Below are 23,716 nucleotides of genomic sequence, written 5' to 3' on the forward strand. Positions count from 1 at the left end.
AGGATCAGCGTCCCGGCTGCACCACGACCTCGCCGGCCGCCAGCCGGCGAACCGCCGCGCCCGTCCCGAACTCGGGGCGGGCGTCGGCGTTGTCGAGGTAGTACCGCAGCGTGTGGTAGACCAGCACCGGGTCGGCGCCGAGCCGATCGGCCGGGATCGCCGCGGCCACGTCCACGGGCTCGCGCGTCACCACCGTCAGCCAGTTCTGCACCGGCCGAGCCGCAGCGCCCAGCCCGTACCGGACCGACGACGTGCCGATGCGCGCCACCTGCTCCCACGTCAACACGACGGGGTCGCCGCCGAGCCCCACCACGAGGTGCGACGGCGTCAGGTCCAGTCCGAGCCGCCTGCGCGAGGTGACCAGCCCGACGATGCCGCCGAGCAGCAGCACCGATCCGATGACCAGCAGGACCACGAACCCGAGCAGCGCCGACCACTCGCCGCGCACCGCCGCGATGACGAACGCCGCCACCCCGAGCCCGGTGATCGCCAACCCCAGGATCGCCAGCGCCAGGCTCACCAGCGGCGACGCCGGTCGCACGGGAACCCGCACGCCGGTCTGCCGTACTCCGGCGACCTCGAGCGAGACCTCCTCGACGGCATATTCGCGGCGGCGCGGCCGGGTGCCGGCGGCGACGGGCGCGAGGACCAGCAGCATCGCCGCGATCACCGCCGCGCCGACCCGGTGGCCCGCCGTCAGCGCGAGGATGCCGACCGGCACCAGGACGAGCGCGAGAAGGCCGAACACGACCGCGCCGAGCCAGCCGCCGAGAGGTGGACGGCGCCACTCCGGCGGCCACGGCAGCGGAGTCACGGCGACGATGCTCTCACGCACGTCCGGACAGATGCTGCGCGCCGCTAGCGGTCTGCCGTCGGACCCGACAGCACAGCCCCACCATGCGCGCGCGTGAGAGGTCTGCCGTCAGACCCGACAGCAGACCTCCACCACACGCGAGAGAGCTCTGCCGTCGGAGACGACAGCAGAGCCCCGACACACGCGCGAGAGCTCTGCCGTCGGACCCGACAGCACAGCCCCACCACGCGCGCGTTAGAGGTCTGCCGTCGGACACGACAGCAGACCTCCAGCACCCATCGAGCAGTCCGGAAGCGGCGACCCGCTCCGCCTGCCGCCGGTCAGGCGTCCGCGGCTGCCAGGAGCGCCTGGGCGAACCACTCCATCGTCGCGACGCTGCCGGAGCGGACCGGGCCGGCGGGCCAGTCGTTGATGACGCCGACCAGCTCCCAGTAGCGCTCGACCCGGCGGTCGGAGAAGAGGGCGATCTGCTCCCCCAGCTCGCGGCGGAAGCCGGCGCCGTCGTCGGCCCCTCGGGCGTGGGCGAACCGCGGCGCCAGCTGGTCGGCCACCAGCCGGCCCTCCGGGGACGCGGGTGCGACACCAGCCGTGAGCAAGGGCGTCACCAGCTCCGTCACGCTCTCGTACAGGGCGATCTCCGAGGGCGACGGCCCCGAGGACGGCGAGCCCGACCCCGCCTCCGCCATCTGCCGCACCCGTGCCCGGTAGGACGGGTCCTGCACCAGCTCGGCCAGCTCGACCCAGGCCTCGACCTGGGCGGGCGTGGGGTCGTCGGGCAGATCGACACGGACCGATCGCATCCGCGACACGAACGCCGCGTCGGTTTCCAGCCCGTCGAACGTGGACGCCCAGTAGTCGTCGATGATCTGCTGCCGCTCGGCGGCGGACAGGTGGGCCAGGCGGTTCATGAGCTCCAGCTCCTCGTGGTCGTCGATCCCCAGCGCGGCGACCGCGCGCAGCACCGAGCGCCGGGTCCGGAGCAGCCGGATCTGCGCGTCGAGGGCGGCGGCGTGCGCCGTCGCCATCTCGGCCAGCGACAGGGACCGGTCGAGGACCCGCCGCACGGTTGCGAGGTCGACGCCGAGCTCCCGCAGCGTGCGGACGAGGTCCAGCCGGGCCAGGGCGACGGCGTCGTAGCGGCGGTAGCCCGCCGGGGATCGGTCGGTGGGCGGCACCAGCCCGATGTCGGCGTAGTACCTGATCGTCTTCACCGGGAGTCCGGTGCGCCGGGCCAGGTCGCCGATGCTCAGGAAGGAGCCGTCGTCGTTCACACCCACCACCGTGGAGTCTCCAGCGACGGGAGAGTCAACCCAGGATCAGCACGTCGGCCATGACGGCCGCGAACACCACGGTCAGGTACGTGATGGAGCCGTGGAAGAGCCGCATGGCCGTCAGCCCCGCGCCGTCGGGCATGCGCCGCGCCCGGCCGTACAGCCGGTGCGCCTCGGCCATGAACCAGGCACCGGCCAGCACGCACGCCAGCCCGAAGATCCACCCCAGCCCGGCCACCGGCCACAGCACGAACGTGGTGGCCACCATGGCCCACGAGTACAGCAGGATCTGCAGCGCCACCACGCGCGGCGACGCCACGACCGGCAGCATGGGCACGCCGGCCCGCGCGTAGTCGTCGCGGTAGCGCATGGCCAGCGGCCAGTAGTGCGGCGGCGTCCAGAAGAACACCACCAGGAACAGCAGCACCGGCGGCCAGTCGAGCGACCCGGTGACGGCGGCCCAGCCGATGAGCGTCGGCACGCAGCCGGCCACGCCGCCCCACACGATGTTCTGCGACGTCCGCCGCTTGAGCAGCATGGTGTAGACGAGCACGTAGAACAGGTTGGCGGCGATGGTCAGCGCCGCGGCCAGCGCGTTGACCCACACCAGCATGATCGCGACCGAGGCCGCCAGCAGGACGGATGCGAACGCGAACGCGGGGTACGGGCCGACCACGGCGCGCGCGAGCGGCCGGCGGCGGGTGCGGTGCATGACGGCGTCGATGTCGCGCTCGAGCACCTGGTTGAACGCGTGGGCGCTGCCGCCGGCGAGCGTGCCGGCGACCAGGGTGGCGACGACCAGACCCCACGGCGGCAGCCCGCGCTCGGCGAGCACCATGGCCGGGAGGGTGGTGACGAGGAGCAGCTCGACGACGCGCAGCTTCATGAGCGACACGTAGGCGCCGGCGACGGCGCCCAGCCGACTCAGCCGCCCACGCGGCTCCGGCGCACGCCGGGTCGCCGCGGGGCTCGGCTCGACGGACGTCAACGTTCACCTTCGTGTGGTCGAAGAGACAGGCGGGAGTGGGAACATCCGCCAGCATGACCTGTTGAGTCTAACGGTGCGCCCAATCCGCCGAGCGGCCGGGCACGCGTCGGAGTGACGTCGATACGCTCGACCCGTGAACCGCCGTCTCGCAGACGGCGCAGGTAGTGAGACGTAGGGACCCATCCGCCTGAGAGGAACGTCACGCCGGTGAACACCACACCCGAGAACAGCGCAGACTTCGAGTGGACGGAGCTCGACGACCGGGCGGTCGACACCGTGCGGCTGCTGGCCATGGACGCCGTCGAGAAGGCGGGCAACGGGCACCCCGGCACCGCGATGAGCCTCGCGCCCGTCGCCTACACGCTCTATCAGCGGGTGCTCCGGCACGACCCGTCCGACCAGCACTGGCTGGGCCGCGACCGGTTCGTGCTGTCGGCCGGACACAGCAGCCTGACGCAGTACATCCAGCTCTACCTGTCCGGCTACAAGGTCGGCCTCGACGACCTCAAGGCGTTCCGCACCTGGGGCTCGTCCACGCCGGGCCACCCCGAGTACCGGCACACCGACGGCGTCGAGGTCACCACCGGCCCGCTCGGGTCCGGGTTCGGGACGGCGGTCGGCATGGCGTTCGCGCAGCGCCGGGTCCGCGGCCTGCTCGACCCCGACGCGCTGCCGGGCGAGAGCGTCTTCGACCACCACGTCTTCGTCATCGCCTCCGACGGCGACCTCGAGGAGGGCGTGTCGCACGAGGCCAGCTCGCTGGCGGGCACGCAGGAGCTGGGCAACCTCGTCGTGCTGTGGGACGACAACCACATCTCCATCGAGGACGACACCAACATCGCCTTCACCGAGGACACCGTCGCCCGCTACGAGGCGTACGGCTGGCACACCCAGGTGGTCGACTTCACCGCCGACGGCGAGTACAAGGAGAACCCGCGGGCCGTCTTCGAGGCGCTGCAGAACGCGAAGGCCGTCACCGACCGGCCGTCGTTCATCGCCGTCCGCACGATCATCGGCTGGCCGGCGCCGAACAAGCAGAACACCGGCGCCATCCACGGCTCCGCGCTGGGCGCCGACGAGGTCGCCGCCACCAAGCGGATCATGGGCGCCGACCCCGAGAAGCACTTCGACGTTGCCGACGACGTCCTGGCGCACGCCCGCGAGGTCGCGGCCCGCGGCAAGCGGGCCCGCGCCGCCTGGGACGAGCGCTACGCCGCCTGGCGCGAGGCCAACCCCGACCGCGCCGCCCTCCTCGACCGCATCCAGAAGCGGGAGCTGCCCGAGGGCTGGACGCAGACCCTGCCGGTCTTCGAGCCGTCCGAGAAGGGCATCGCCACCCGGGCCGCGTCGGGCAAGGTGCTCAACGCCATCGCGCCGGTGCTGCCGGAGCTGTGGGGCGGCTCGGCCGATCTCGCCGGCTCGAACAACACCACCATCGAGGGCGAGCCGAGCTTCCTGCCGGAGAAGCGCTCCAGCAAGATGTTCCCCGGCGACCCCTACGGCCGCACGATGCACTTCGGCGTCCGCGAGTTCGCGTCGGGCCTCATCATCAACGGCATCGCGCTCAACGGCCTGACCCGCCCGTACGCCGCGACGTTCCTCGTGTTCAGCGACTACCAGCGTGCCGCCGTCCGGCTGGCCTCGCTGCAGCAGCTGCCGGTGACGTTCGTGTGGACGCACGACTCCATCGGCCTCGGCGAGGACGGCCCCACGCACCAGCCGGTGGAGCACCTGTCGGCGCTGCGGGCCATCCCGGGTCTCGACGTCGTCCGCCCGGCCGACGCCAACGAGACCGCCGTCGCCTGGCGCACCATCCTCGAGCGCCGGCACACGGCCGGCCTCGCGCTGACCCGGCAGAACGTGCCCACCTTCGACCGGAGCGTCTACGCCAGCGCCGAGGGCACCGCCCGCGGCGCCTACGTGTTCGCCGAGGCCGCCACAGACGACGGCAGTGGCCGGCCGCAGGTCATCATCATGGCCACCGGCTCGGAGCTGCAGCTCGCCGTCGAGGCGCGCGAGCGGCTGCAGGCCGACGGCGTCGCCACGCGCGTCGTCTCGGTGCCGTCGCAGGAGTGGTTCGAGGAGCAGGACGCCGAGTACCGCGAGTCGGTGCTCCCGGCGGCGGTCCGCGCCCGCGTCTCCGTCGAGGCCGGTACCGCCATGAGCTGGTATCGCTACCTCGGCGACGCCGGCCGCGCGATCAGCCTCGAGCACTACGGCGCCTCGGCCGACTACCAGACCCTGTACCGCGAGTTCGGCATCACGGTCGACGCCGTGGTGGCCGCCGCCCGCGACTCCATCTCCAACGCGTGAGGGGACAACTCATGACCACCAACGATCCGCTCGGCCGGCTCTCCGAGGAAGGTGTCGCCGTCTGGCTCGACGACCTCTCGCGCGACCGCCTGACCACCGGCAACCTGCAGACGCTCGTCGACGAGAAGCACGTGGTGGGCGTCACCACCAACCCGTCGATCTTCCAGGCCGCCATCACCAAGAGCAGCCTGTACGACGACGACCTGCGTCGCCACGCGGGCCTCGGCTCCGACGCCGACGCCGCGGTGCGCGACCTCACGACCGACGACGTCCGCGCGGCCGCCGACCTGTTCACCCCGGTCGCCGAGCGCAGCAGCAACGGTGACGGCCGGGTGTCCATCGAGGTCGACCCGCGGCTGGCGCACGACACCGAGGGCACCATCGCCCAGGCCCGCGAGCTCTGGTCCGAGGTCGACCGGCCGAACGTCTACGTCAAGATCCCCGCGACGAAGGCCGGACTGCCGGCCATCACCGCGACCATCGCGGCGGGAATCAGCGTCAACGTCACGCTGATCTTCTCCATCGACCGCTACCGTGAGGTCATGGACGCCTACCAGGCGGGGCTCGAGCAGCGACTCGCCGCCGGTGAGTCCATCGACGGCATCGCCTCGGTCGCGTCCTTCTTCGTCAGCCGGGTCGACTCCGAGATCGACAAGCGCCTCGAGGCCGTCGGCACCGACGAGGCGCTGGCCCTGCGCGGCAAGTCCGCCGTCGCCAACGCCCGGCTCGCCTACGCGGCCTACCTCGAGGTCGTCGGGCAAGAGCGGTGGCAGAGGCTCGAGCAGGCCGGCGCCCAGCGGCAGCGGCCGCTGTGGGCGTCGACATCGACGAAGAACCCGGACTACCCGGACACCCTCTACGTCGACGACCTCGTCGCCCCCGAGACCGTCAACACGATGCCCGAGGCCACCATCGAGGCGGTCGCCGACCACGGCAGCATCGCCGGCGACACCGTCACCCCGAACATCGACAACGCCCGTGAGACCCTGGCCGCGGTGAGCGCCGCCGGCGTCGACCTCGACGACGTCAGCGCCGTGCTCGAGCGCGAGGGCGTCGAGAAGTTCGAGACGAGCTGGAACGACCTGCTCGAGTCCGTCAACGCCAAGCTGGAGGCCGCCAAGTGACCGCTCTCTCCGTCATGACGTACGGCGTCGACGCCGACACCGTCGTCGACGGCCTGGTCGGCGAGAAGGTCGCCTCGCGCATCGCGGCGAAGGACGCCACCCTGTGGGGTCCCGAGGCGGAGTCCGAGGCGTCCATCCGGCTCGGCTGGACCGACCTGCACGAGACGTCGCGGCCGCTGCTGGCCGAGATCGAGGCGCTGCAGGCAGAGCTGCGGGCCGAGGGCCTCGACCGCATCGTGCTGGCCGGCATGGGCGGCTCGTCGCTGGCGCCCGAGGTCATCACCCGATCGGCCGGGGTCGAGCTGACCGTGCTCGACACCACCGACCCGGGCTCGGTCGCGCGGGCACTGGCCGACCGGCTCGACCGCACCGTCATCGTCGTGTCGAGCAAGTCCGGCTCGACGGTCGAGACCGACAGCCAGCGGCGGGTCTTCGCCGCGGCGTTCGAGGCGGCCGGCATCGACGCCGCCAGCCGCATCGTCGTCGTGACCGACCCCGGCTCAGGCCTCGCCGACCTGGCGGACGAGCAGGGCTACCGCAAGGTGTTCCTCGCCGACCCGAACGTGGGCGGCCGCTACTCCGCCCTGACGGCGTTCGGCCTGGTCCCGAGCGGGCTGGCCGGCGCCGACATCGCCGCGCTGCTGGACGAGGCGGCCGCCGTCGCCGAGCACCTGGCCGGCGACGTCACCGACAACCCGGCGCTGCGGCTGGGCGCCGCGCTCGCGGGCGCGCACGAGCAGGGCCGCGACAAGGTGGCCATCGCCGACGCCGGCTCCGGCATCGTGGGCCTCGCCGACTGGGCCGAGCAGCTGATCGCCGAGTCCACCGGCAAGCAAGGCACCGGCATCCTGCCGATCGCGTCGGGCTCGCTCGGCGACCCCGAGGTGGCGCACCCGGCCGACGACGTCCTTCCCGCGATCGTCGGCTCCCCCGCCGACCCGCCCGCCAAGGGTGTCGTCGTCGCCGGTGAGCTGGGCGCGCAGTTCCTGCTCTGGGAGTACGCCACCGCCGTCGCCGGCAAGCTGCTGGGCATCAACCCGTTCGACCAGCCCGACGTCGAGAGCGCGAAGGTCGCCGCCCGCGGGCTGCTCGACGCCACGCCGGAGCCGGAACCGGCCGCGTTCACCGACGGCGGCATCGAGGTCCGCGGCTCGGCCGGGCTCCTCGACGGGGTGACGTCGCTGGACGGCGCCGTCGACGCGCTGCTCGGACAGCTGGCGCCCCACGGCTACCTCGCCGTCATGGCCTACCTCGACCGCGAGGGCCCCGACGCGGGGCTGGCCGACGTGCGGGTGCCGCTCGAGCGGCGCACCGAGCGGCCGGCGACGTTCGGCTGGGGCCCGCGCTTCCTGCACTCCACCGGCCAGTACCACAAGGGCGGGCCGGCGCAGGGCGTGTACCTGCAGATCACCGGCGCGCCCGCCGAGGACCTCGCGATCCCGGACCGGCCGTTCACCTTCGGGCAGCTCATCGCCGCACAGGCCGCCGGCGACGCCCAGGTGCTCGCCGACCACGGCCGCCCGGTGCTGCGGCTGCACCTGACCGACCGCAAGGCAGGCATCGACACCCTGAGGGGCATCCTGAGGTGAGCTACCAGAACCCGCTGCGCGACAAACGCGACAAGCGGCTGCCGCGGATCGCCGGGCCCTCGGGCCTGGTGATCTTCGGCGTGACCGGCGATCTCGCACGCAAGAAGCTCATGCCGGCCGTCTACGACCTCGCCAACCGCGGTCTGCTGCCGCCGGGCTTCTCGCTCGTGGGCTTCGCCCGGCGCGACTGGGCCGCGCAGGACTTCGACAAGATCGTGCACGACGCCGTCAAGCAGCACGCGCGCACGCCCTTTCGCGAGGCCACGTGGCGGCAGTTGGCGCAGGGGTTCCGGTTCGTGCCGGGCGACTTCTCCGACGACGACGCGTTCGACCGGCTGGCCGACACCGTCCGCGAGCTGGACCAGCAGCAGGGCACCGGCGGGAACTACGCGTTCTACCTGTCGATCCCGCCGTCGTTCTTCGACATCGTCAGCAAGCAGCTGGACCGCTCGGGCCTGGCGCACCCGGACGAGCCGGACCAGTGGCGCCGGGTGATCATCGAGAAGCCGTTCGGCCACGACCTCGAGAGCGCCCGGCAGCTCAACGCCACCGTCGAGAGCATCTTCCCGCCCGACTCGATCTTCCGCATCGACCATTACCTGGGCAAGGAGACGGTTCAGAACATCCTGGCGCTGCGCTTCGCGAACCAGCTGTTCGAGCCGATCTGGAACGCCCACTACGTCGACCACGTGCAGATCACCATGGCCGAGGACATCGGCATCGAGGGCCGGGCCGGCTACTACGACGGCATCGGCGCGGCCCGCGACGTCATCCAGAACCACCTGCTGCAGCTGCTGGCGCTGGTGGCCATGGAGGAGCCGGTCTCGTTCAACGCCTCGGACCTGCGCGCGGAGAAGGAGAAGATCCTCTCCGCCGTCCGGCTGCCCGAGGACCTCTCCGAGTACACCGCACGCGGGCAGTACGCGGCGGGCTGGGCCGGCGGGCTCAAGGTCAACGGCTTCCTCGACGAGGACGGCATCCCCGAGGGCTCCACCACGGAGACCTACGCCGCCGTCCGCCTCGACATCGACACCCGCCGCTGGGCCGGCGTCCCGTTCTACCTGCGCACCGGCAAGCGGCTGGGCCGCCGCGTCACCGAGGTCGCCATCGTCTTCAAGCGGGCGCCGCACCTGCCGTTCGAGTCCACCGCCACCGAGGAGCTGGGCCAGAACGCTCTGGTCATCCGGGTGCAGCCGGACGAGGGCACCACCATCCGGTTCGGCTCGAAGGTGCCGGGCACGGCCATGGAGGTCCGCGACGTCACCATGGACTTCGGCTACGGCGGCTCGTTCACCGAAGAGAGCCCCGAGGCCTACGAGCGGCTCATCCTCGACGTCCTGCTCGGCGACCCGCCGCTGTTCCCGCGGCACGAGGAGGTCGAGCTGTCCTGGCAGATCCTCGACCCCATCGAGGAGTACTGGGCCGCGAACGGCGGCCGGCCGGAGCGGTACGCGCCTGGCGGCTGGGGCCCGGCGTCGAGCGACCAGATGCTGGCGCGCGACGGTCGCGCCTGGAGGCGTCCATGATCATCGACATGCCCTCGACCACTGCCGGCGCCGTCGGCAAGCGGCTGGTCGACCTGCGCGAGAAGCACGGCGCCGTGGCGCTCGGCCGGGTCCTCACCCTGGTCCTCGTGACCGAGGAGACCGACGCCGAGGACGCCATCGAGTCGGCCAACCAGGCCAGCCACGAGCACCCCTGCCGCATCATCGCCGTCATCCGCGGCACGTCGCGCGGATCGGCCCGGCTGGACGCCCAGATCCGGGTCGGCGGCGACGCCGGCGCCAGCGAGGTGCTGGTGCTGCGGCTCTTCGGGCCGCTGACGTCGCACGCGGAGTCCGTGGTCGTCCCGCTGCTGCTGCCGGACAACCCCGTCGTCGCCTGGTGGCCGGCGGAGTCGCCCGCGGTGCCGGCCGACGACCCCGTCGGCAGGCTGGCGCAGCGCCGCATCACCGACGCCGCCGCCTGCAAGCGGCCGCTCGCCGCGCTGCAGGAGCGGGCCGAGAGCTACCGGCCCGGCGACACCGACCTCGCGTGGACCCGGCTCACGCTGTGGCGGGCGCTGCTGGCGGCCGCCCTCGACCAGCCGCCGCACGACGAGGTCACCGCGGCCCGCGTGGTGGGCGGGCCCGACAACCCGAGCGCCGACCTGCTGGCCGGCTGGCTGGCGCACACGCTGCGGGTCCCGGTCACGCGCACGAAGGCGAGCGGCGTCGACGGGCTCCTGAGCGTCAAGCTGGAGCGGCCGTCCGGCGCCATCGGCATCGAGCGGCCCGACGACGAGGTCGCGACGCTGACGGTGCCCGGCCGGGCCGACCGCCGGGTCGCCCTTCCCCGCCGCTCGGCGGGCGAGTCGCTGGCCGAGGAACTGCGCCGGCTCGACCCCGACGAGGTGTACGGCGAGGTCATCCAGGAAGGACTGGACGAGCTCCACGAGACCGGCAAGATCACCCGGACCAAGGCGAAGGCCAGGCGATGACCACTCCGACGATCGTGATCCACCGCGACACCGACGTGCTCGTGCAGGCCGTGGCGGCCCGCCTCATCACGCGGCTCGTCGACGCGCAGGCCACCCACGGCGACGCGTCCCTCGTGCTCACCGGCGGCACGGCGGGCATCGCGACACTGCGCGCGGTGGCGGCCTCGCCGGCCTGCGCGGCCGTCGACTGGTCGTCGCTGTCGATCTGGTGGGGCGACGAGCGGTTCCTGCCCACCGGCGACGCGGAGCGCAACGAGACGCAGGCCCGCGAGGCGCTGCTCGACCACGTCCCCGTCGACCCGTCGCGGGTGTTCGCGATGCCGGCCCGCTCCGGTGACCTGACGCCCGAGGACGCGGCCGCGCAGTATGCGGAGACTCTGGCGCGCGAGACCGAGAAGCGGGCGCACTCGGGAGCACCGGCCTTCGACGTCCTGCTGCTGGGCGTCGGCCCCGACGGCCACGTCGCGTCGCTCTTCCCCGAACACCCCGCCCTGCACGACGACCGCGCTGTCGTCGGCGTGCGCGGCGCCCCCAAGCCGCCGCCGGAGCGGGTCAGCCTCAGCATGCCGGTCATCCGCTCCGCCGACGAGGTCTGGCTCGTGGTGGCGGGCGCCGACAAGGCCCCGGCGGTGCGCATGGCGCTCGGCGGGTCCGGCCCCGTTCAGATCCCGGCGGCCGGCGCCCAGGGCCGGCGAGCGACCCGCTGGCTGCTCGACCGGACGGCCGCGGCGGAGCTTCCGCCCGGCCTGGGCCGTCTCTCGTCGCCCTGAGCTGCATTGACCGGAAGGTGACGCGCCCGGGAAGGGACGCCTATCCTTCCCGGCATGGCGTCGGTGAAGGCGAAGAAGAAGTGCTGCCGCGATCGGCCGCGGTGCAAGGTGTGCCCGGTCGTGCTCATGCGGCTGGCCGACGCCGGCCTGCTCGAGCGGAAGAGCAAGCGGAGGTACTCGTTCGACGCGAAGCCCCCGAAGGCCGCCGTCGCCCAGGCCCGCGCCGCCTGATCACGCCTCGGCGGGAGCGACGGACTGGGGGAACCGGAACCAGTCGCCGGGGTCGTAGCGGCGTTTGACCGCCCGCAGCCGCGCCAGGTTGGTGCCGTGGTAAGCCGCCGCCCAGTCCTCCAGGCCGGGAGCGGGAAAGTTCGTGTAGGCGCCGCCGGCCCCCCACGGATGCAGCACGTCCCAGGTGCCGGCGAGCCAGGTCTGCGCCGCCGAGCGGACCTGCGGCGTCGGGTCGTCGGCGACGGTGGTGACGTCGAGCAGGAACGACTCCTCGCGGTGCGCGAACGCGGTGGCATCGACGGGCACGCGATCGTAGGCGCCGCCCCAGGCGAAGAAGGTGCACTCGCGGGCGTAGCCGGGCATCCGGTCGGTGAGCAGCCGCTCCACCAGGGCTGACACCGCCGGGGACGGCAAGGCCTGCCGGAAGAACTCCGACCGGCCGGCCTTGAGGTCGGTGGGCACGGCCCCCGGCGGCAGGTCCGACCCGAGCAGGTTGAGCCGGCGTACGGCCGGCAGGTACGGGCCCTGCTCGTGGAACACCCACGTCGGCTCCGCCTCGACCGCGTCGAGGATGTTCGCCAGCAGCCCGGTCGTGGCCTGCGCGTCCGCGTCGAGCACCATCCCGAACAGGCTCACCTCGGGCGCCGTGCGCCGGTCGCCGGGCACGACCAGGCGCAGCTCGGGGACGACCTCGTCCGGCGCCTGCGGCGCCCACGCCTGCCACGCGCCGATGACCGCGGCGGCGTGCTCGTAGGGCCACGTCAGGTGGAACGCGGACGTGGTCGCCGGCGTCGGAACGGTCTCGAGGACGAGGCTGGTGACGACGCCGAACTGCCCGCCGCCGGAGCCCCGCAGCGCCCAGAGCAGGTCGGCGTCGTGGGCCTCGTCGCACCAGACCAGGCGCCCGTCGGCCAGCACCACCTCGGCCGCGACCAGACGGTCACTGGCCAGCCCGTGGGCCCGGCCGAGGAACCCCAGGCCGCCGCCGAGCACGTGACCGGCGACACCCACCGTCGGGCAGGTGCCCATCGGAACGGTCCGGCCGTGGGGCTCCAGCGTGTCGTAGAGCGGTCCGAGCCGCACGCCCGCGCCGACGGTGACGCGCCCGTCCGCGACCTCGATCCGGTCCATCGGCGTGACGTCGACCAGCAGCCCGGAGGTCGACGACCGGCCCGCGTAGCAGTGCCCGCCGCTGCGCGGCACCGTGGCGACGCCGTGCTCACGCCCGAACGCGATCGCCGCCGCGACGTCGGCGCCGTCGGCGGCCCGGACGATGCCGACCGGCCGCTGGTCGACCGGCTGCAGCCGCGCCGGGTGCCGGGCGGACTCGTAGGCCGCGGAGCCGGGGAGCAGCAACGTGCCCGTGAGGGCTGCCTCGAGACGTTCCCACGCCGCCGCAGGTGCGGACGGGACGGTGGTCGGTTCACGCATGGTCGACGACTCTGGCCAAGTCCCCGCGAAAGCGCGAGACTTTTAGCGTGGACTAAAACCCGGCGGCGGCGGGAGGGGCTCGGGTGATCGAGTGGCGCCTGCTGCCCGAGGACGTGGCCCGCATGAGGTTCGCGTTCTCGCCGCTGCTGGAGCTCGCCTACAGCCTGGTGGCGCTGCGGGCGCCGGACGAGCACACGCTGCACCTGCCCTGGGTGCGGACGACGCGGACGCTGGTCGCCGATCTCGATCTCAGCGAGCTGTTCGCGATCGCTCCCGTGCACGGGTTCATCGCCGACTTCATCTCGCCGACGCCGGTCGAGCCGCAGCCCGACATCGCCACCGAGCTCGAGGCGGTCCGGCGCACCGAGCCGGAGCGCGTCGTCGCCGACCTCGCCGACGTCCCGGACGTTCCGTCGCGGGTGGCCGGCCGGATCCGCGCCGATCCCGCGGCCGCGCTCGTCCGCATCGCCGACGCGCTCGAGGCGTACTGGGACGCGGCGCTGGCCGAGCATTGGCCTCGCATCCTGCGACTGCTCGAGGCCGACGTCCTGTGGCGGTCACGACGACTGGCCGACGGCGGGTTCGAGGCGCTGTTCGCGGACCTGCACGAGACGGTCGCCCTCGACGGGAACCGGCTGACCGCGGCCGATCCCTTCAACTGGTCCGGGCCCCTGGGCGGCACCGGGCTGACCCTGGTGCCGCACGCGATGGGCTGGCCGCGGGTGCACAAGATGACCGGCCGGAACGACCGCTACAAGCCGATGATCGCCTACCCGGTCCGTGGCGTCGCCACCCTCTGGGAGACCACGCCACCGCCGCCGCCCGACGCGCTCGCCGCCCTGATCGGCCGCACGCGCGCCACGATTCTGACGGCACTCGCCGAACCCACGACGACGACGGCGCTGGCCCGCCGGCTCGGGCTCACCGCCGGCGCCATCAGCCAGCACCTGACCGTGCTGCGCGCCGCCGGGCTCGTGTCGCGCACCCGCACCACCAGAACGGTGCTCTACCGCAGGACCACCCGCGGCGACGTCCTGACCGACCGATGATCGTCGGAGTGTCTACCTGGAGAGGTAGGCGGCCACCTCGGGGTGCTGGAAGTAGTCGGCCCAGGCGGCGGGTGTCAGGCGGAACCGGTCGTCGACGGCGCCGGTGTCGGCGCCGTGCTCGACCAGCAGCGTCACGACCTCCAGCTCACCCGCGCCGGCCGCATAGTGCAGGGCACCGTCGGCCGGCGCGCCGGCGGCGACCAGTGCCCGCACGACGTCCCAGTGGTGCAGGCCGGCGGCCTCGGCCACGAGAGTCGGCCGCACCGCCCCGCCGTCCGCCGTCGCCCGCGCCACCGCGGGCGCGTCGCCGCGCAGGGCGGCCGCCACCACCGGGTCGCGGCGGTCGGCGTAGGCCCGGTACAGGTCGCGGAGCAGGCAGATCTCCGCCCCGTGGGCCATGACCTCACGGTTGACGTGCAGCACCAGCTTCGCCATGGTGTCCTCGGCGTACGCGGCGCCGCGCGGGCCGAGCGGCCGCAGCAACGCCTCGTCGTCCAGCGCCGCGACGCCCTCGTGCCACAGCCGGTACCCCTCGTCCAACATCGCCAGCGCCCCGGCCGCGTCGCCGGGCAGAGCGGCCGGCCAGTGCCGGGCGTCGTACATGTCCGCGTCGGCGGCGTCAGGGTCGAAGAACGCCCGCGCCCGCTTGCCGAGCACGTCGCGGCCGATGTGCACCGCACGCCAGGCGATGGTCGTGACCGGCGGGATCGGCGGCTCGGGCTGCAGGAACTCCGGCTCCAGCGCGCCGCCCGGCCCCACCGGTCGCAGGCTCCACGCCCCGTCGACCGGCTCCCACAGGTATTCGTCGTCGGTCAGGCCGGCCAGCCGGGGCCGGAAATGGAAGGTCCAATAGAACTCGAGCTGCTCGAGCAGGTCCGCACTCCACGTCATACGGACCACCGTAGAGCCCTAATAGGACACCGTCTGTCATATTAAGAGGCGTGCGCGCCGAACGCCTGGTCCAGATCGTCCTGCTGCTGCAGACGCATGGGCGGCTGACGGCGGGTGAGCTGGCCCGGCGGCTCGAGGTCTCGGCCCGGACGGTGCAGCGCGACCTCGACGCGCTCAGCGTGGCCGGCTTCCCCGTCTACGCCGACCGTGGCCGTGCCGGCGGGTGGTCGCTGGCGGCCGACTACCGCACCCGGCTGACCGGCCTCTCCCCCGCCGAGACCGCCGCATTGTTCGTCGCGTCGACGGCGCACGTGCTGGCCGACCTGGGCCTCGACGCGGCCGCCGGCACGGCCACCGCCAAGCTGCTGGCGACGGTGCCCGCACACGCCCGCCCGCACGCCGACCTCGCCCGCGAGCGGGTGCTGGTCGACCACGCCGACTGGCAGGAGCACCGCGAGCCGTCACCATGGCTGCCGCTGCTCCAGCGAGCCGTCTGGGACAGCACCCGGGTCCGCCTCACGTACGGGAGCGCCACGGACGCCGTCGTCGTCGAGCCGCTGGGACTGGTGGCGAAGAAGCGCGCCTGGTACCTCGTCGCCCGGAAGACCACCGACGACGGAGACGGCCTGCGCACCTACCGGCTCGGCCGCATCACCGGCGCCGACGCGACGGACGAGCGCTTCGACCGGCCCGACGGCTTCGACCTCGCCGAGCACTGGCGCCGGGCCGGCGAGCGGTACTTCGCCGGGCTGCGCCGCTACCCCGTGCGGCTGCGGATCCGCGCTGACGCCGCCACCCGGCTGCGCTGGGCGCCCAACGCCGTCGTCGACACCGAGACGGCGCCGGACGAGGACGGCTGGGCGGAGGTCGCGATGACGTTCGAGTCGGCCCTCGAGACGAGGATCTACCTGCTGGGACTGGCCGGCGCGGTCATCGTGCTCGAGCCGGCGGACCTGCGCGACGACATGCGCCGCGCGGCGGCGGCGTTCCTGGAGCAGAACTGACTCAGAGCGAGCGGCGCTTGCGCAGCGCCTGCAGCGCCTCTTCGAGGATGGCCGCGCCGTCCTCGTCGCTGCGCCGCTCTTTCACGTACGCCAGGTGCGTCTTGTACGGCTCGGTGCGCGGAGCGGCCGGCGGGTGGTCGCGGTCCTGGCTGGCCGGCAGGCCGCAGCGGATGCAGTCCCAGGACTCGGGGATGACGGCCTCGGCGGCGAAGCTGGGCGAGCTCTCGTGGCCATGCTCGCAGTAGTACGTGACCCTGCGGCGGGGTGCGGAATCGCCTCGTTCTGCCTCGCCCATGGGCCCGGCGCCCACCCGGCTGCCACGGATCGCGTTGCCTCCGACCACGGTGCGTCCTCCCTGACGTTGCTAGCTGGCGTTCAGCAGGCCGAGCGCGACGATGGCGGCCGCCCAGACCAGACCCAGGGCGATCGTGAGCCGGTCGAGGTTGCGCTCGGCGACCGAGGAGCCGCCCACCGAGGACGAGACACCGCCGCCGAACATGTCGGACAGACCGCCACCCTTGCCCTTGTGCATGAGCACCAGCAGGATCAGCAACGCGCTGGTGATGACCAGCAGGATCGAGAATGCCAGTTCCACGGTGGTGTGCCTATGTCCTTCCGGATCGGCGGGCCGGCAGAGCGCCGGCCGCACGGTCCAAGACTACGCGTTCGAGCCTGTCGTGCCGAATGGTACCTCGCCGCCGTACATGATCATGTCCCCGCCCCCGGCGGTCGAAACCAGCCCGGTGACGGGGACACGATCGAGGTGGATCTCAGGGGTTGCGGTGGTAGCGGGCGATGAGCGCGAACTCGTCGGCATTGATGCTCGCGCCGCCCACCAGAGCACCGTCGACGTCGGGCTGCTCCATGATCGGCTTGACGTTCGAGGCCTTCACGGAGCCGCCGTAGAGCACCCGGACCGCCGCGGCGACATCGGCGCTGTACAGCTTCGCCAGCCGCTCGCGGATGGCCGCGGCCATCTCCTGGGCGTCGTCGGGCGTGGCGACCTCGCCGGTGCCGATGGCCCAGACCGGCTCGTACGCGACGACGATGCTCGCCGCCTGCTCCGCGCCCAGCCCGTCGAGGCCGCCGTCGAGCTGTGCCAGCGTGTGCTCGACGTGCCGGCTCTCCTGCCGCACCTCGAGCGGCTCGCCGATGCACAGGATGGGGGTGAGCCCATGCCGGTAGGCGGCCTTGATCTTGGCGGCGACCTGCTCGTCGGTCTCGGCGTGGTACTGCCGGCGCTCGGAGTGGCCGACGACCGCGTACGTGCAGCCCAGCTTCGCCAGCATGGCCCCGGAGATGTCGCCGGTGTAGGCGCCGGAGTCGTGCGGCGAGAGGTCCTGGCCGCCGTAGGCGATGTTGTAGCGGTCGGCGTCGATGAGCGTCTGCACCGAGCGGATGTCGGTGAACGGCGGCAGCACCGCCACCTCGACCTTCTCGAGGTCGTCGTCGTTGAGGGAGAAGGCGAGCTTCTGCACCAGCGCGATGGCCTCGAGGTGGGTGAGGTTCATCTTCCAGTTGCCGGCCATGAGCGGCCGGCGCGGCGTCGTCGCCATCAGGACTCCAGTACGGTCAGGCCGGGCAGTTCCTTGCCCTCGAGCAGCTCGAGCGAGGCGCCACCGCCGGTGGAGATGTGCGTGAACGCGCCCTCGTCGAGATCGAGCCGGCGGACGGCGGCCGCGGAGTCTCCGCCGCCGACGACGCTGGTGCCCTGGACCTCGGAGACGGCGACAGCGACCTGGCGGGTGCCCTCGGCGAACGGGGCCAGCTCGAACACGCCCATGGGGCCGTTCCAGACCACCGTCTTGGCGTCGGACAGCTTGCCGCGGAACAGCTCGATGGTGGCGGGGCCGATGTCGAGGCCCTTCTGGTCGGCCGGGATGGCCGACGCCGCCACCACGGCGGTGGCCGCGTCCTCGCTGATGTCGGCCGCGACGACGACGTCGACCGGCAGCACCAGCTCGACGCCGCGCTCCTCGGCCCGTGAGAGGTAGCCCCGCACGGTGTCGACCTGGTCGTCCTCGAGCAGCGAGCCGCCGACCTCGTAGCCCTGGGCCTTGAGGAACGTGAACGCCATGCCGCCGCCGATGAGCAGGCGGTCGACCTTGTCGAGCAGGTTGTCGATGACGCCCAGCTTGTCGGACACCTTCGAGCCGCCGAGCACCACGACGTACGGGCGCTCGGGGTCGTCGAGGACCTTCGAGAACGCCTGCACCTCGGCCCGCACCAGCAGGCCGGCCGCGTGCGGCAGCCGCTGCGCCAGGTCGTAGACGCTGGCCTGCTTGCGGTGCACGACGCCGAAGCCGTCGGACACGAACAGGTCGCCCAGCTCGGCCAGCTCGGCCGCGAAGGCCTGACGCTCGGCGTCGTCCTTGCTGGTCTCGCGCGCGTCGAAGCGCACGTTCTCGAGCACGGCGACCTCGCCGTCGGCCAGCGCGGCCACCGTCTTCCGCGCGCTCTCGCCGACGACGTCGGTGGCGAACGCGACGTCGGCGCCGAGCAGCTCGCCGAGCCGCTTGGCCACCGGCGCCAGGGAGTACTGCGGGTCCGGCGCGCCCTTGGGCCGGCCCAGGTGCGCCATGACGACGACCCGGGCGCCCGCGGCCGTCAGCTGCTGGATGGTCGGCACCGACGCGCGGACCCGGCCGTCGTCGGTGATGGCCTCACCATCGAGCGGGACGTTGAGGTCGGAGCGCAGGAGGACCCGCTGACCGCGCAGGTCCCCCAGCTCGTCGATTCCCCTCATCGCGCTCAGAGCGAGGTGCCGACGTAGCGGACCAGGTCCACCAGCCGGTTGGAGTAGCCCCACTCGTTGTCGTACCAGCCGACGACCTTGACCTGGTCGCCGTTGACGCGGGTCAGGCCGGCGTCGTAGATGCACGACGCGGGGTCGGTGACGATGTCGGCGGAGACGATCTCGTCCTCGGTGTAGCGCAGGTAGCCGGCCAGCGCGCCCTCGGCGGCGGCCTTGTACGCGGCGTTGACCTCGTCGAGGGTGACCTCGCGCGACAGCGTGACGGTGAGGTCCGTGGCCGAGCCGGTGGGCACCGGGACGCGCAGGGCGAAGCCGTCGAGCTTGCCCTTGAGCTCCGGGAGCACCAGGCCGATGGCCTTCGCGGCGCCCGTGCTGGTCGGGACGATGCTCAGCGCGGCGGCGCGGGCGCGGCGCAGGTCCTTGTGCGGGCCGTCCTGCAGGTTCTGGTCGGCGGTGTAGGCGTGCACCGTCGTCATCAGGCCACGCTCGATGGTGAACGTGTCGTGCAGCACCTTGGCCAGCGGGGCCAGGCAGTTCGTGGTGCACGAGGCGTTCGAGATGATGGTGTGCGCGGCGGCGTCGTACTCGTTCTCGTTGACGCCCATGACGACGGTGACGTCCTCGTTCTTCGCCGGGGCGGAGATGACGACCTTCTGCGCGCCGGCCTCGACGTGCGCCTTGGCCTTGGCGGCGTCGGTGAAGAAGCCGGTGGACTCGAGCACGACGTCGGCGCCGAGGTCCTTCCAGGGGAGCTGGGCGGGGTCGCGCTCGGTGAGCACCTTGAACGACTGGCCGCCGGCGCTGATGGTGTCGCCGTCGTAGGAGACGTCGGCCAGCGTGCCGAGGATGGAGTCGTACTTGAGCAGGTGCGCCAGCGTCTTGGTGTCGGTGAGGTCGTTGGCGCCGACGATCTCGATGTCGCCGCCGCCCTGCGCGAAGACCGCGCGAGCGAAGTTGCGCCCGATGCGGCCGAAGCCGTTGATGCCTACACGAACGGTCATCAGGAGGTACTCCTCACGGTTCAGGGGCGTACAGAAACGGTCGTCCACCCCGTCGTGGTGACCCAGACGAAACATTAGGGCATCGCTGCCGGAAACGTTGAGTGGCCCGTCATCCGCATGCTAGTACCCGGCGTGGCACCGCGACCGGCGCCCGCTACCATCGGGCCGTCCGCGCGGCCGGCAGGGGGAGCTCTGAGTGACCATCTATCTCGTCCTGGGCTTCGCCGGGCTCGCCTTCCTCTTGGTGTCGCTGCTGGCCGGCGAGTTCCTGGACGGCGTCCTCCCGGTCGGCGGCGACTGGTTCTCCAGTGCCGCCGTGGCCGCGTTCGTGTCGGCGTTCGGCTTCTGCGCCTCGCTGGCGCAGTCCGCCGACCTCGGCACGCCGGCCACGCTGGGGCTGGGCGCGGTGGCCGGTGCGCTCGTGGCCGCGCTCACCGCGTGGCTGACCCGCACGCTCAAGAACGGCGCCACCGACCAGACGCCACGCACCAGCGACATCGTCGGCTACGACGGCGTCGTGCTCTCGACCATCCCGGAGTCCGGGTTCGGCGTGGTCAGCGTGAGCGTCGGCGGCCACCTCACCCGGCTGAACGCCCGCGCCGCCGAGACGATCGAGAGCGGTGCCGCGGTCACCGTCGTCGGCGTGCTGTCACCCACCGCCGTGTCCGTCGCCCGCCTGTAGCCGCTGCGTCAACGGGGAGATCCACACATGAACGAGACGACCATCACCGTCATCGGACTCGTGGTCCTGCTGGTCCTGATCGTCCTGCTGATCACCAGCCGCTACAAGGTGGCCGGTCCCAACGAGGCGTACATCGTCACCGGCCGGCGCGGCAAGGCGGTGCGCAACCCCGAGACCGGCATCGTCTCCACCGACCTGTCGGGGCAGCGCGTGGTCATGGGCGGCGGCACGTTCGTCATCCCGTTCGTGCAGAAGCTGCACATCCTCGACCTCTCCAGCCGCCGGCTGTCGGTGCAGATCCGCGGCGCCGTGTCGGGCCAGGGCGTCAAGCTCAACGTCGAGGGCGTCGCCATCGTGAAGGTCGGCGGCAACGAGGACCAGATCCGCGCCGCCGCGCAGCGCTTCCTCACCCAGCAGGAGGAGGTCGAGACGTTCACCCAGGAGGTGCTGGCCGGCGCGCTGCGCTCCATCGTCGGCGGCCTCAGCGTCGAGCAGATCATCCGCGACCGCGCCGCGTTCGCCCAGCGCGTCGCCGACGAGTCCGAGAACTCGCTCACCGGCCAGGGCCTGGTCCTCGACACCTTCCAGATCCAGGACATCACCGACGACGGCAGCTACCTGTCCGACCTGGGCCGCCCCGAGGCCGCGCGCATCGGGCAGGAGGCGGCCATCGCCGAGGCCAACGCCCGGCGGGCCGCCGAGCAGGCGCGCATCCTGGCCGAGGAGGAGATCGCCGTCGCCCAGCGCGGGCTCGCGCTGCGGCAGGCCGAGATCAAGGCCGAGACCGACGCGGCCTCGGCGAAGGCGGCCGCCGCCGGTCCGCTGGCCCAGGCCGACCAGGACCAGGCGATCCTCGCGGAGCAGGAGAAGGTCGCCGTCCGCCAGGCCGCGCTGACGGAGCGCCAGCTCGACACCCAGGTGCGCAAGCCCGCCGACGCCGAGCGCTACCGCGTCGAGCAGGCGGCCGAGGCCAAGCGCAACTCCGACATCGCCGAGGCCGAGGCGCGCAAGGCCGCCGCCATCGCCGCCGCCGAGGGCCGCGCCGAGGAGGCCCGCCTGGTCGGTGAGTCGGAGAAGGCCCGGCGGGCCGCGCTGGCCGAGGCCGACGCCATCGAGGGCGCCAAGCGCGGTGAGGCCGAGAAGGCCCGCCGCGTCGCCGAGGCCGAGGCGCTGCGCGCCGAGGGCGAGGCCGAGGCGTCCTCGATCCTCGCCCGCGGGCACGCCGAGGCCGAGGCCATGGACAAGCGGGCCGAGGCGTTCGCCCAGTACAACGAGGCGGCGGTGCTGCAGATGCTCATGGAGGTGCTGCCGAGCATCGCCCGCGAGGTGTCCGCCCCTCTCGGCGCGATCGACAAGCTGACGGTGGTGTCGACCGACGGCATCAACGCGCTGCCGCGGCAGGTCACCGACAACATCGTGCAGACCATCGAGATGCTGAAGAACGCGACCGGCCTCGACCTCGACGAGCTGATCAAGCGCGCGGCGTCCGGCGCGGTCGGGCGGCTGGACGGCAGCCCGCGCGACGGCGCCGCGACAGCGCCCGACGGGAACGGGAGCGCCGCGCCCCGCCCCTGAGTCACCACCAGGCGACGGCGGTCGTCGTTCCGGGGGTGACCTCGGTGAGGCCGCCGTCGCGGACCACGACGGCGGCCCGGCCCAGCGCCGCCGGCCAGCCGTCCTCCGAGACGCTGACGAGGCGTACCGGGCAGCCGGCCGCCGTCCAGTCGTGGCGCCGACCGGCCGGCATCGCGTGCCAACTGAGCTGGGCGGCGTGCCCCGCCTGCGCCGCCGTCTTGCCCGCCGTCATGGTGACACCCGGGTTGACGACGACGGCGAGCGCTGCGGCGACCGCGGGGCCGCCCGGGGCGCCGTCGTCACCGTCGTCGGTCACCTCCGTGCCCCCGACCTGCAGCTTCCGGACGTCGCCGGAGAGCTCGCTCAGCGGCCCCGGCAGCAGCGCCCGCACGCTCGCGCCGTCGTGCACCACGCCGACGCCGGGCAGGTCCTGCACGCGGCGCCAGGCGATGCCGCGGGCGCGCCGGACCACCTTGCGGATCCGGTCGTCCTCGTAGGCCCGGAAAGCGGCCGTCCACTCCGGATCGGCGTCGTCGGCACAGGCGGCGCCGACCAGCCGGCCGACCGCCGTCGCGACCGCCTCGAGCAGCGCCCGCCGGGTGGGCGGGTCGCCCTCGGGCGAGCCGGGCCGGGGCAGGTGGACGACGATCTGCATCGCCCACCCGCCGTCGGCGGCGGGCTCGGTCACGGCGCGAGCATGTCCGGGGTGAGGCTCGCCTCGGTGTCGGGGATGCCCTCGTCGGCCGCCTTGCGGTCGGCCATGGCGAGCAGCCGGCGGATGCGGCCGGCCACGGCGTCCTTGGTCATGGGCGGGTCGGACAGCTGGCCGAGCTCCTCGAGGCTGGCCTGCTTGTTCTCGAGCCGCAGGACGCCGGCCTGGCGCAGGTGCTCCGGGACGTCATCGCCCAGGATCTCGAGCGCCCGCTCGACCCGGGCCCCGGCGGCGACGGCCGCCCGCGCCGACCGGCGCAGGTTGGCGTCGTCGAAGTTGGCCAGCCGGTTCGCCGTGGCCCGCACCTCGCGGCGCATGCGCCGCTCCTCCCAGGCCAGCACGCTGTCGTGCGCGCCGAGCCGGGTGAGCAGCGCGCCGATGGCATCGCCGTCGCGCACCACCACGCGGTCGGTCCCGCGCACGTCGCGCGCCTTGGCCGAGATCTCGAGCCGCCGCGCCGCGCCGACCAGCGCGAGCGCCGCCTCGGGCCCCGGGCAGGTCACCTCGAGTGCGGAGCTGCGTCCCGGCTCGGTCAGCGACCCGTGCGCGAGGAACGCGCCCCGCCAGGCCGCCTCGGCGTCGTGGTCGGCCCCGTTCACCACTTGGGGCGGCAGCCCGCGGACCGGCCGCCCGCTGCCGTCGATCAGCCCCGTCTGCCGCGCCAGCCGCTCGCCGTCGCGCACCACGCGCACGACGTAACGGCTCCCCTTGCGCAACCCCCCGGCGGCCACCATGGCGAGATCGCTCTCGTGGCCGAACACCTCCGCTATGTCACGTCGCAGCCTGCGGGCCGCGACCCCCGTATCCAACTCGGCCTCGATGACGATCTTCCCACTGACGATGTGCAGGCCGCCGGCAAAGCGCAGCAGCGACGACACCTCAGCCTTGCGGCAGCACGTCCTTGTCACCTCGAGGCGAGCCAGCTCGTCCTTCACGGATGCTGTCATCGCCATGCCGAGATCCTGCCACACCGGACGGCCCGCCCGGTCACGCTCACTACATGCCGGACGAGCGTTCCCCCGAACGGTCCCCTCCCC

At 73.1% G+C, this 23,716-nt stretch carries 23 protein-coding genes; 11 read left to right on the forward strand and 12 right to left on the reverse strand.

The window, feature by feature from the left end; genetic code table 11:
- Positions 1 to 4 precede the first annotated feature (4 nt).
- The 3 genes from E1212_RS18590 to E1212_RS18600 form a co-directional block, all read right to left on the reverse strand.
- A complete protein-coding gene (locus E1212_RS18590) occupies positions 5 to 835 on the reverse strand; it encodes a hypothetical protein (RefSeq protein ID WP_131985150.1) in 831 nt (276 codons plus the stop codon).
- A gap of 299 nt (positions 836 to 1,134) precedes the next feature.
- Positions 1,135 to 2,085: a MerR family transcriptional regulator gene (locus E1212_RS30820; RefSeq protein ID WP_131985152.1), complete on the reverse strand. Its 951-nt coding sequence runs from the start codon at positions 2,083 to 2,085 to the stop codon at positions 1,135 to 1,137.
- A gap of 34 nt (positions 2,086 to 2,119) precedes the next feature.
- On the reverse strand, positions 2,120 to 3,073 hold the full coding sequence (locus E1212_RS18600; protein ID WP_203416989.1) for a heme o synthase: 954 nt from the start codon (positions 3,071 to 3,073) through the stop codon (positions 2,120 to 2,122).
- A 207-nt stretch (positions 3,074 to 3,280) separates the two neighbouring features.
- On the opposite strand from E1212_RS18600, the gene tkt reads away from it, so the two are divergent.
- Genes tkt through E1212_RS30060 form a run of 7 tightly spaced genes read left to right on the forward strand, consistent with a single transcriptional unit; the run spans position 3,281 to position 11,579 of the window.
- Positions 3,281 to 5,386, forward strand: a complete 2,106-nt coding sequence (gene tkt / locus E1212_RS18605; RefSeq protein WP_131985154.1) for a transketolase — start codon at positions 3,281 to 3,283, stop codon at positions 5,384 to 5,386.
- A gap of 11 nt (positions 5,387 to 5,397) precedes the next feature.
- Positions 5,398 to 6,510, forward strand: coding sequence for a transaldolase (tal, locus tag E1212_RS18610; RefSeq protein WP_131985156.1), 1,113 nt, complete (start codon positions 5,398 to 5,400; stop codon positions 6,508 to 6,510).
- 14 nt (positions 6,511 to 6,524) lie between these two features.
- Positions 6,525 to 8,099: a glucose-6-phosphate isomerase gene (locus E1212_RS18615; RefSeq protein WP_420814395.1), complete on the forward strand. Its 1,575-nt coding sequence runs from the start codon at positions 6,525 to 6,527 to the stop codon at positions 8,097 to 8,099.
- The gene (zwf, locus tag E1212_RS18620; protein ID WP_203416990.1) at positions 8,096 to 9,625 is read left to right on the forward strand and encodes a glucose-6-phosphate dehydrogenase; all 1,530 of its coding nucleotides are present in this window, start codon (positions 8,096 to 8,098) and stop codon (positions 9,623 to 9,625) included. Before E1212_RS18615 ends, zwf begins: the two co-directional genes overlap by 4 nt.
- A gap of 8 nt (positions 9,626 to 9,633) precedes the next feature.
- Complete coding sequence (opcA, locus tag E1212_RS18625) at positions 9,634 to 10,578, forward strand: glucose-6-phosphate dehydrogenase assembly protein OpcA (protein ID WP_238992403.1); 945 nt, start codon at positions 9,634 to 9,636, stop codon at positions 10,576 to 10,578.
- Positions 10,575 to 11,348: a 6-phosphogluconolactonase gene (pgl, locus tag E1212_RS18630; RefSeq protein WP_131985164.1), complete on the forward strand. Its 774-nt coding sequence runs from the start codon at positions 10,575 to 10,577 to the stop codon at positions 11,346 to 11,348. Before opcA ends, pgl begins: the two co-directional genes overlap by 4 nt.
- A 54-nt stretch (positions 11,349 to 11,402) precedes the next feature.
- On the forward strand, positions 11,403 to 11,579 hold the full coding sequence (locus E1212_RS30060; RefSeq protein ID WP_203416991.1) for a hypothetical protein: 177 nt from the start codon (positions 11,403 to 11,405) through the stop codon (positions 11,577 to 11,579).
- On the opposite strand, the gene E1212_RS18635 is transcribed toward E1212_RS30060, so the two are convergent.
- A complete protein-coding gene (locus tag E1212_RS18635) occupies positions 11,580 to 13,010 on the reverse strand; it encodes an FAD-binding oxidoreductase (RefSeq protein WP_131985166.1) in 1,431 nt (476 codons plus the stop codon).
- 83 nt (positions 13,011 to 13,093) lie between these two features.
- Here E1212_RS18635 and E1212_RS18640 point away from each other — a divergent pair, with 83 nt between their 5' ends.
- Entirely contained in the window at positions 13,094 to 14,059 is a 966-nt protein-coding gene (locus E1212_RS18640) for an ArsR/SmtB family transcription factor (protein ID WP_203416992.1), read from the forward strand.
- A gap of 12 nt (positions 14,060 to 14,071) precedes the next feature.
- On the opposite strand, the gene E1212_RS18645 is transcribed toward E1212_RS18640, so the two are convergent.
- On the reverse strand, positions 14,072 to 14,950 hold the full coding sequence (locus E1212_RS18645) for a DinB family protein (protein ID WP_131985168.1): 879 nt from the start codon (positions 14,948 to 14,950) through the stop codon (positions 14,072 to 14,074).
- 50 nt (positions 14,951 to 15,000) lie between these two features.
- Here E1212_RS18645 and E1212_RS18650 point away from each other — a divergent pair, with 50 nt between their 5' ends.
- Positions 15,001 to 15,954, forward strand: coding sequence for a helix-turn-helix transcriptional regulator (locus tag E1212_RS18650; RefSeq protein WP_131985170.1), 954 nt, complete (start codon positions 15,001 to 15,003; stop codon positions 15,952 to 15,954).
- Position 15,955: 1 nt separating this feature from the next.
- On the opposite strand, the gene E1212_RS18655 is transcribed toward E1212_RS18650, so the two are convergent.
- The 5 genes from E1212_RS18655 to gap form a co-directional block, all read right to left on the reverse strand.
- On the reverse strand, positions 15,956 to 16,297 hold the full coding sequence (locus tag E1212_RS18655) for an RNA polymerase-binding protein RbpA (protein WP_131985171.1): 342 nt from the start codon (positions 16,295 to 16,297) through the stop codon (positions 15,956 to 15,958).
- A 21-nt stretch (positions 16,298 to 16,318) separates the two neighbouring features.
- Complete coding sequence (gene secG / locus E1212_RS18660; protein ID WP_131985195.1) at positions 16,319 to 16,549, reverse strand: preprotein translocase subunit SecG; 231 nt, start codon at positions 16,547 to 16,549, stop codon at positions 16,319 to 16,321.
- Positions 16,550 to 16,724: 175 nt separating this feature from the next.
- A complete protein-coding gene (gene tpiA / locus E1212_RS18665) occupies positions 16,725 to 17,510 on the reverse strand; it encodes a triose-phosphate isomerase (RefSeq protein ID WP_131985173.1) in 786 nt (261 codons plus the stop codon).
- Positions 17,510 to 18,700: a phosphoglycerate kinase gene (locus E1212_RS18670; RefSeq protein ID WP_131985175.1), complete on the reverse strand. Its 1,191-nt coding sequence runs from the start codon at positions 18,698 to 18,700 to the stop codon at positions 17,510 to 17,512. The genes tpiA and E1212_RS18670 overlap by 1 nt, the downstream gene beginning before the upstream one ends.
- A gap of 5 nt (positions 18,701 to 18,705) precedes the next feature.
- Positions 18,706 to 19,710 carry a type I glyceraldehyde-3-phosphate dehydrogenase gene (gene gap, locus E1212_RS18675; protein ID WP_131985177.1) on the reverse strand — a complete coding sequence of 335 codons (1,005 nt, stop codon included), beginning with the start codon at positions 19,708 to 19,710 and terminating at the stop codon, positions 18,706 to 18,708.
- A 196-nt stretch (positions 19,711 to 19,906) separates the two neighbouring features.
- On the opposite strand from gap, the gene E1212_RS18680 reads away from it, so the two are divergent.
- Together E1212_RS18680 and E1212_RS18685 are read left to right on the forward strand one after the other, a co-directional pair.
- A complete protein-coding gene (locus tag E1212_RS18680; protein WP_131985179.1) occupies positions 19,907 to 20,392 on the forward strand; it encodes an NfeD family protein in 486 nt (161 codons plus the stop codon).
- Between the two features lie 27 nt (positions 20,393 to 20,419).
- Positions 20,420 to 21,967 (forward strand): flotillin family protein, encoded by a 1,548-nt coding sequence (locus E1212_RS18685; RefSeq protein ID WP_131985181.1) that lies wholly within the window; start codon positions 20,420 to 20,422, stop codon positions 21,965 to 21,967.
- Position 21,968: 1 nt separating this feature from the next.
- On the opposite strand, the gene E1212_RS18690 is transcribed toward E1212_RS18685, so the two are convergent.
- Together E1212_RS18690 and whiA are read right to left on the reverse strand one after the other, a co-directional pair.
- Complete coding sequence (locus E1212_RS18690) at positions 21,969 to 22,655, reverse strand: peptidyl-tRNA hydrolase (protein WP_203416993.1); 687 nt, start codon at positions 22,653 to 22,655, stop codon at positions 21,969 to 21,971.
- Positions 22,652 to 23,632 (reverse strand): DNA-binding protein WhiA, encoded by a 981-nt coding sequence (whiA, locus tag E1212_RS18695; protein ID WP_131985183.1) that lies wholly within the window; start codon positions 23,630 to 23,632, stop codon positions 22,652 to 22,654. The genes E1212_RS18690 and whiA overlap by 4 nt, the downstream gene beginning before the upstream one ends.
- Positions 23,633 to 23,716 lie beyond the last annotated feature (84 nt).

Origin of the sequence: Jiangella ureilytica (assembly GCF_004348545.1) — a bacterium.
GTDB lineage: Bacteria > Actinomycetota > Actinomycetes > Jiangellales > Jiangellaceae > Jiangella > Jiangella ureilytica.

Bases quoted from the DNA above. Each gene is read 5' to 3' on its own strand.
- tal (WP_131985156.1), top strand. From the start codon at position 5,398: ATGACCACCAACGATCCGCTCGGCCGGCTCTCCGAGGAAGGTGTCGCC.
- E1212_RS18615 (WP_420814395.1), top strand. From the start codon at position 6,525: ATGACGTACGGCGTCGACGCCGACACCGTCGTCGACGGCCTGGTCGGC.
- opcA (WP_238992403.1), top strand. From the start codon at position 9,634: ATGCCCTCGACCACTGCCGGCGCCGTCGGCAAGCGGCTGGTCGACCTG.
- pgl (WP_131985164.1), top strand. From the start codon at position 10,575: ATGACCACTCCGACGATCGTGATCCACCGCGACACCGACGTGCTCGTG.
- E1212_RS30060 (WP_203416991.1), top strand. From the start codon at position 11,403: ATGGCGTCGGTGAAGGCGAAGAAGAAGTGCTGCCGCGATCGGCCGCGG.
- E1212_RS18635 (WP_131985166.1), bottom strand. From the start codon at position 13,010: ATGCGTGAACCGACCACCGTCCCGTCCGCACCTGCGGCGGCGTGGGAA.
- E1212_RS18645 (WP_131985168.1), bottom strand. From the start codon at position 14,950: ATGACGTGGAGTGCGGACCTGCTCGAGCAGCTCGAGTTCTATTGGACC.
- tpiA (WP_131985173.1), bottom strand. From the start codon at position 17,510: ATGGCGACGACGCCGCGCCGGCCGCTCATGGCCGGCAACTGGAAGATG.
- E1212_RS18670 (WP_131985175.1), bottom strand. From the start codon at position 18,700: ATGAGGGGAATCGACGAGCTGGGGGACCTGCGCGGTCAGCGGGTCCTC.
- gap (WP_131985177.1), bottom strand. From the start codon at position 19,710: ATGACCGTTCGTGTAGGCATCAACGGCTTCGGCCGCATCGGGCGCAAC.
- E1212_RS18685 (WP_131985181.1), top strand. From the start codon at position 20,420: ATGAACGAGACGACCATCACCGTCATCGGACTCGTGGTCCTGCTGGTC.
- whiA (WP_131985183.1), bottom strand. From the start codon at position 23,632: ATGGCGATGACAGCATCCGTGAAGGACGAGCTGGCTCGCCTCGAGGTG.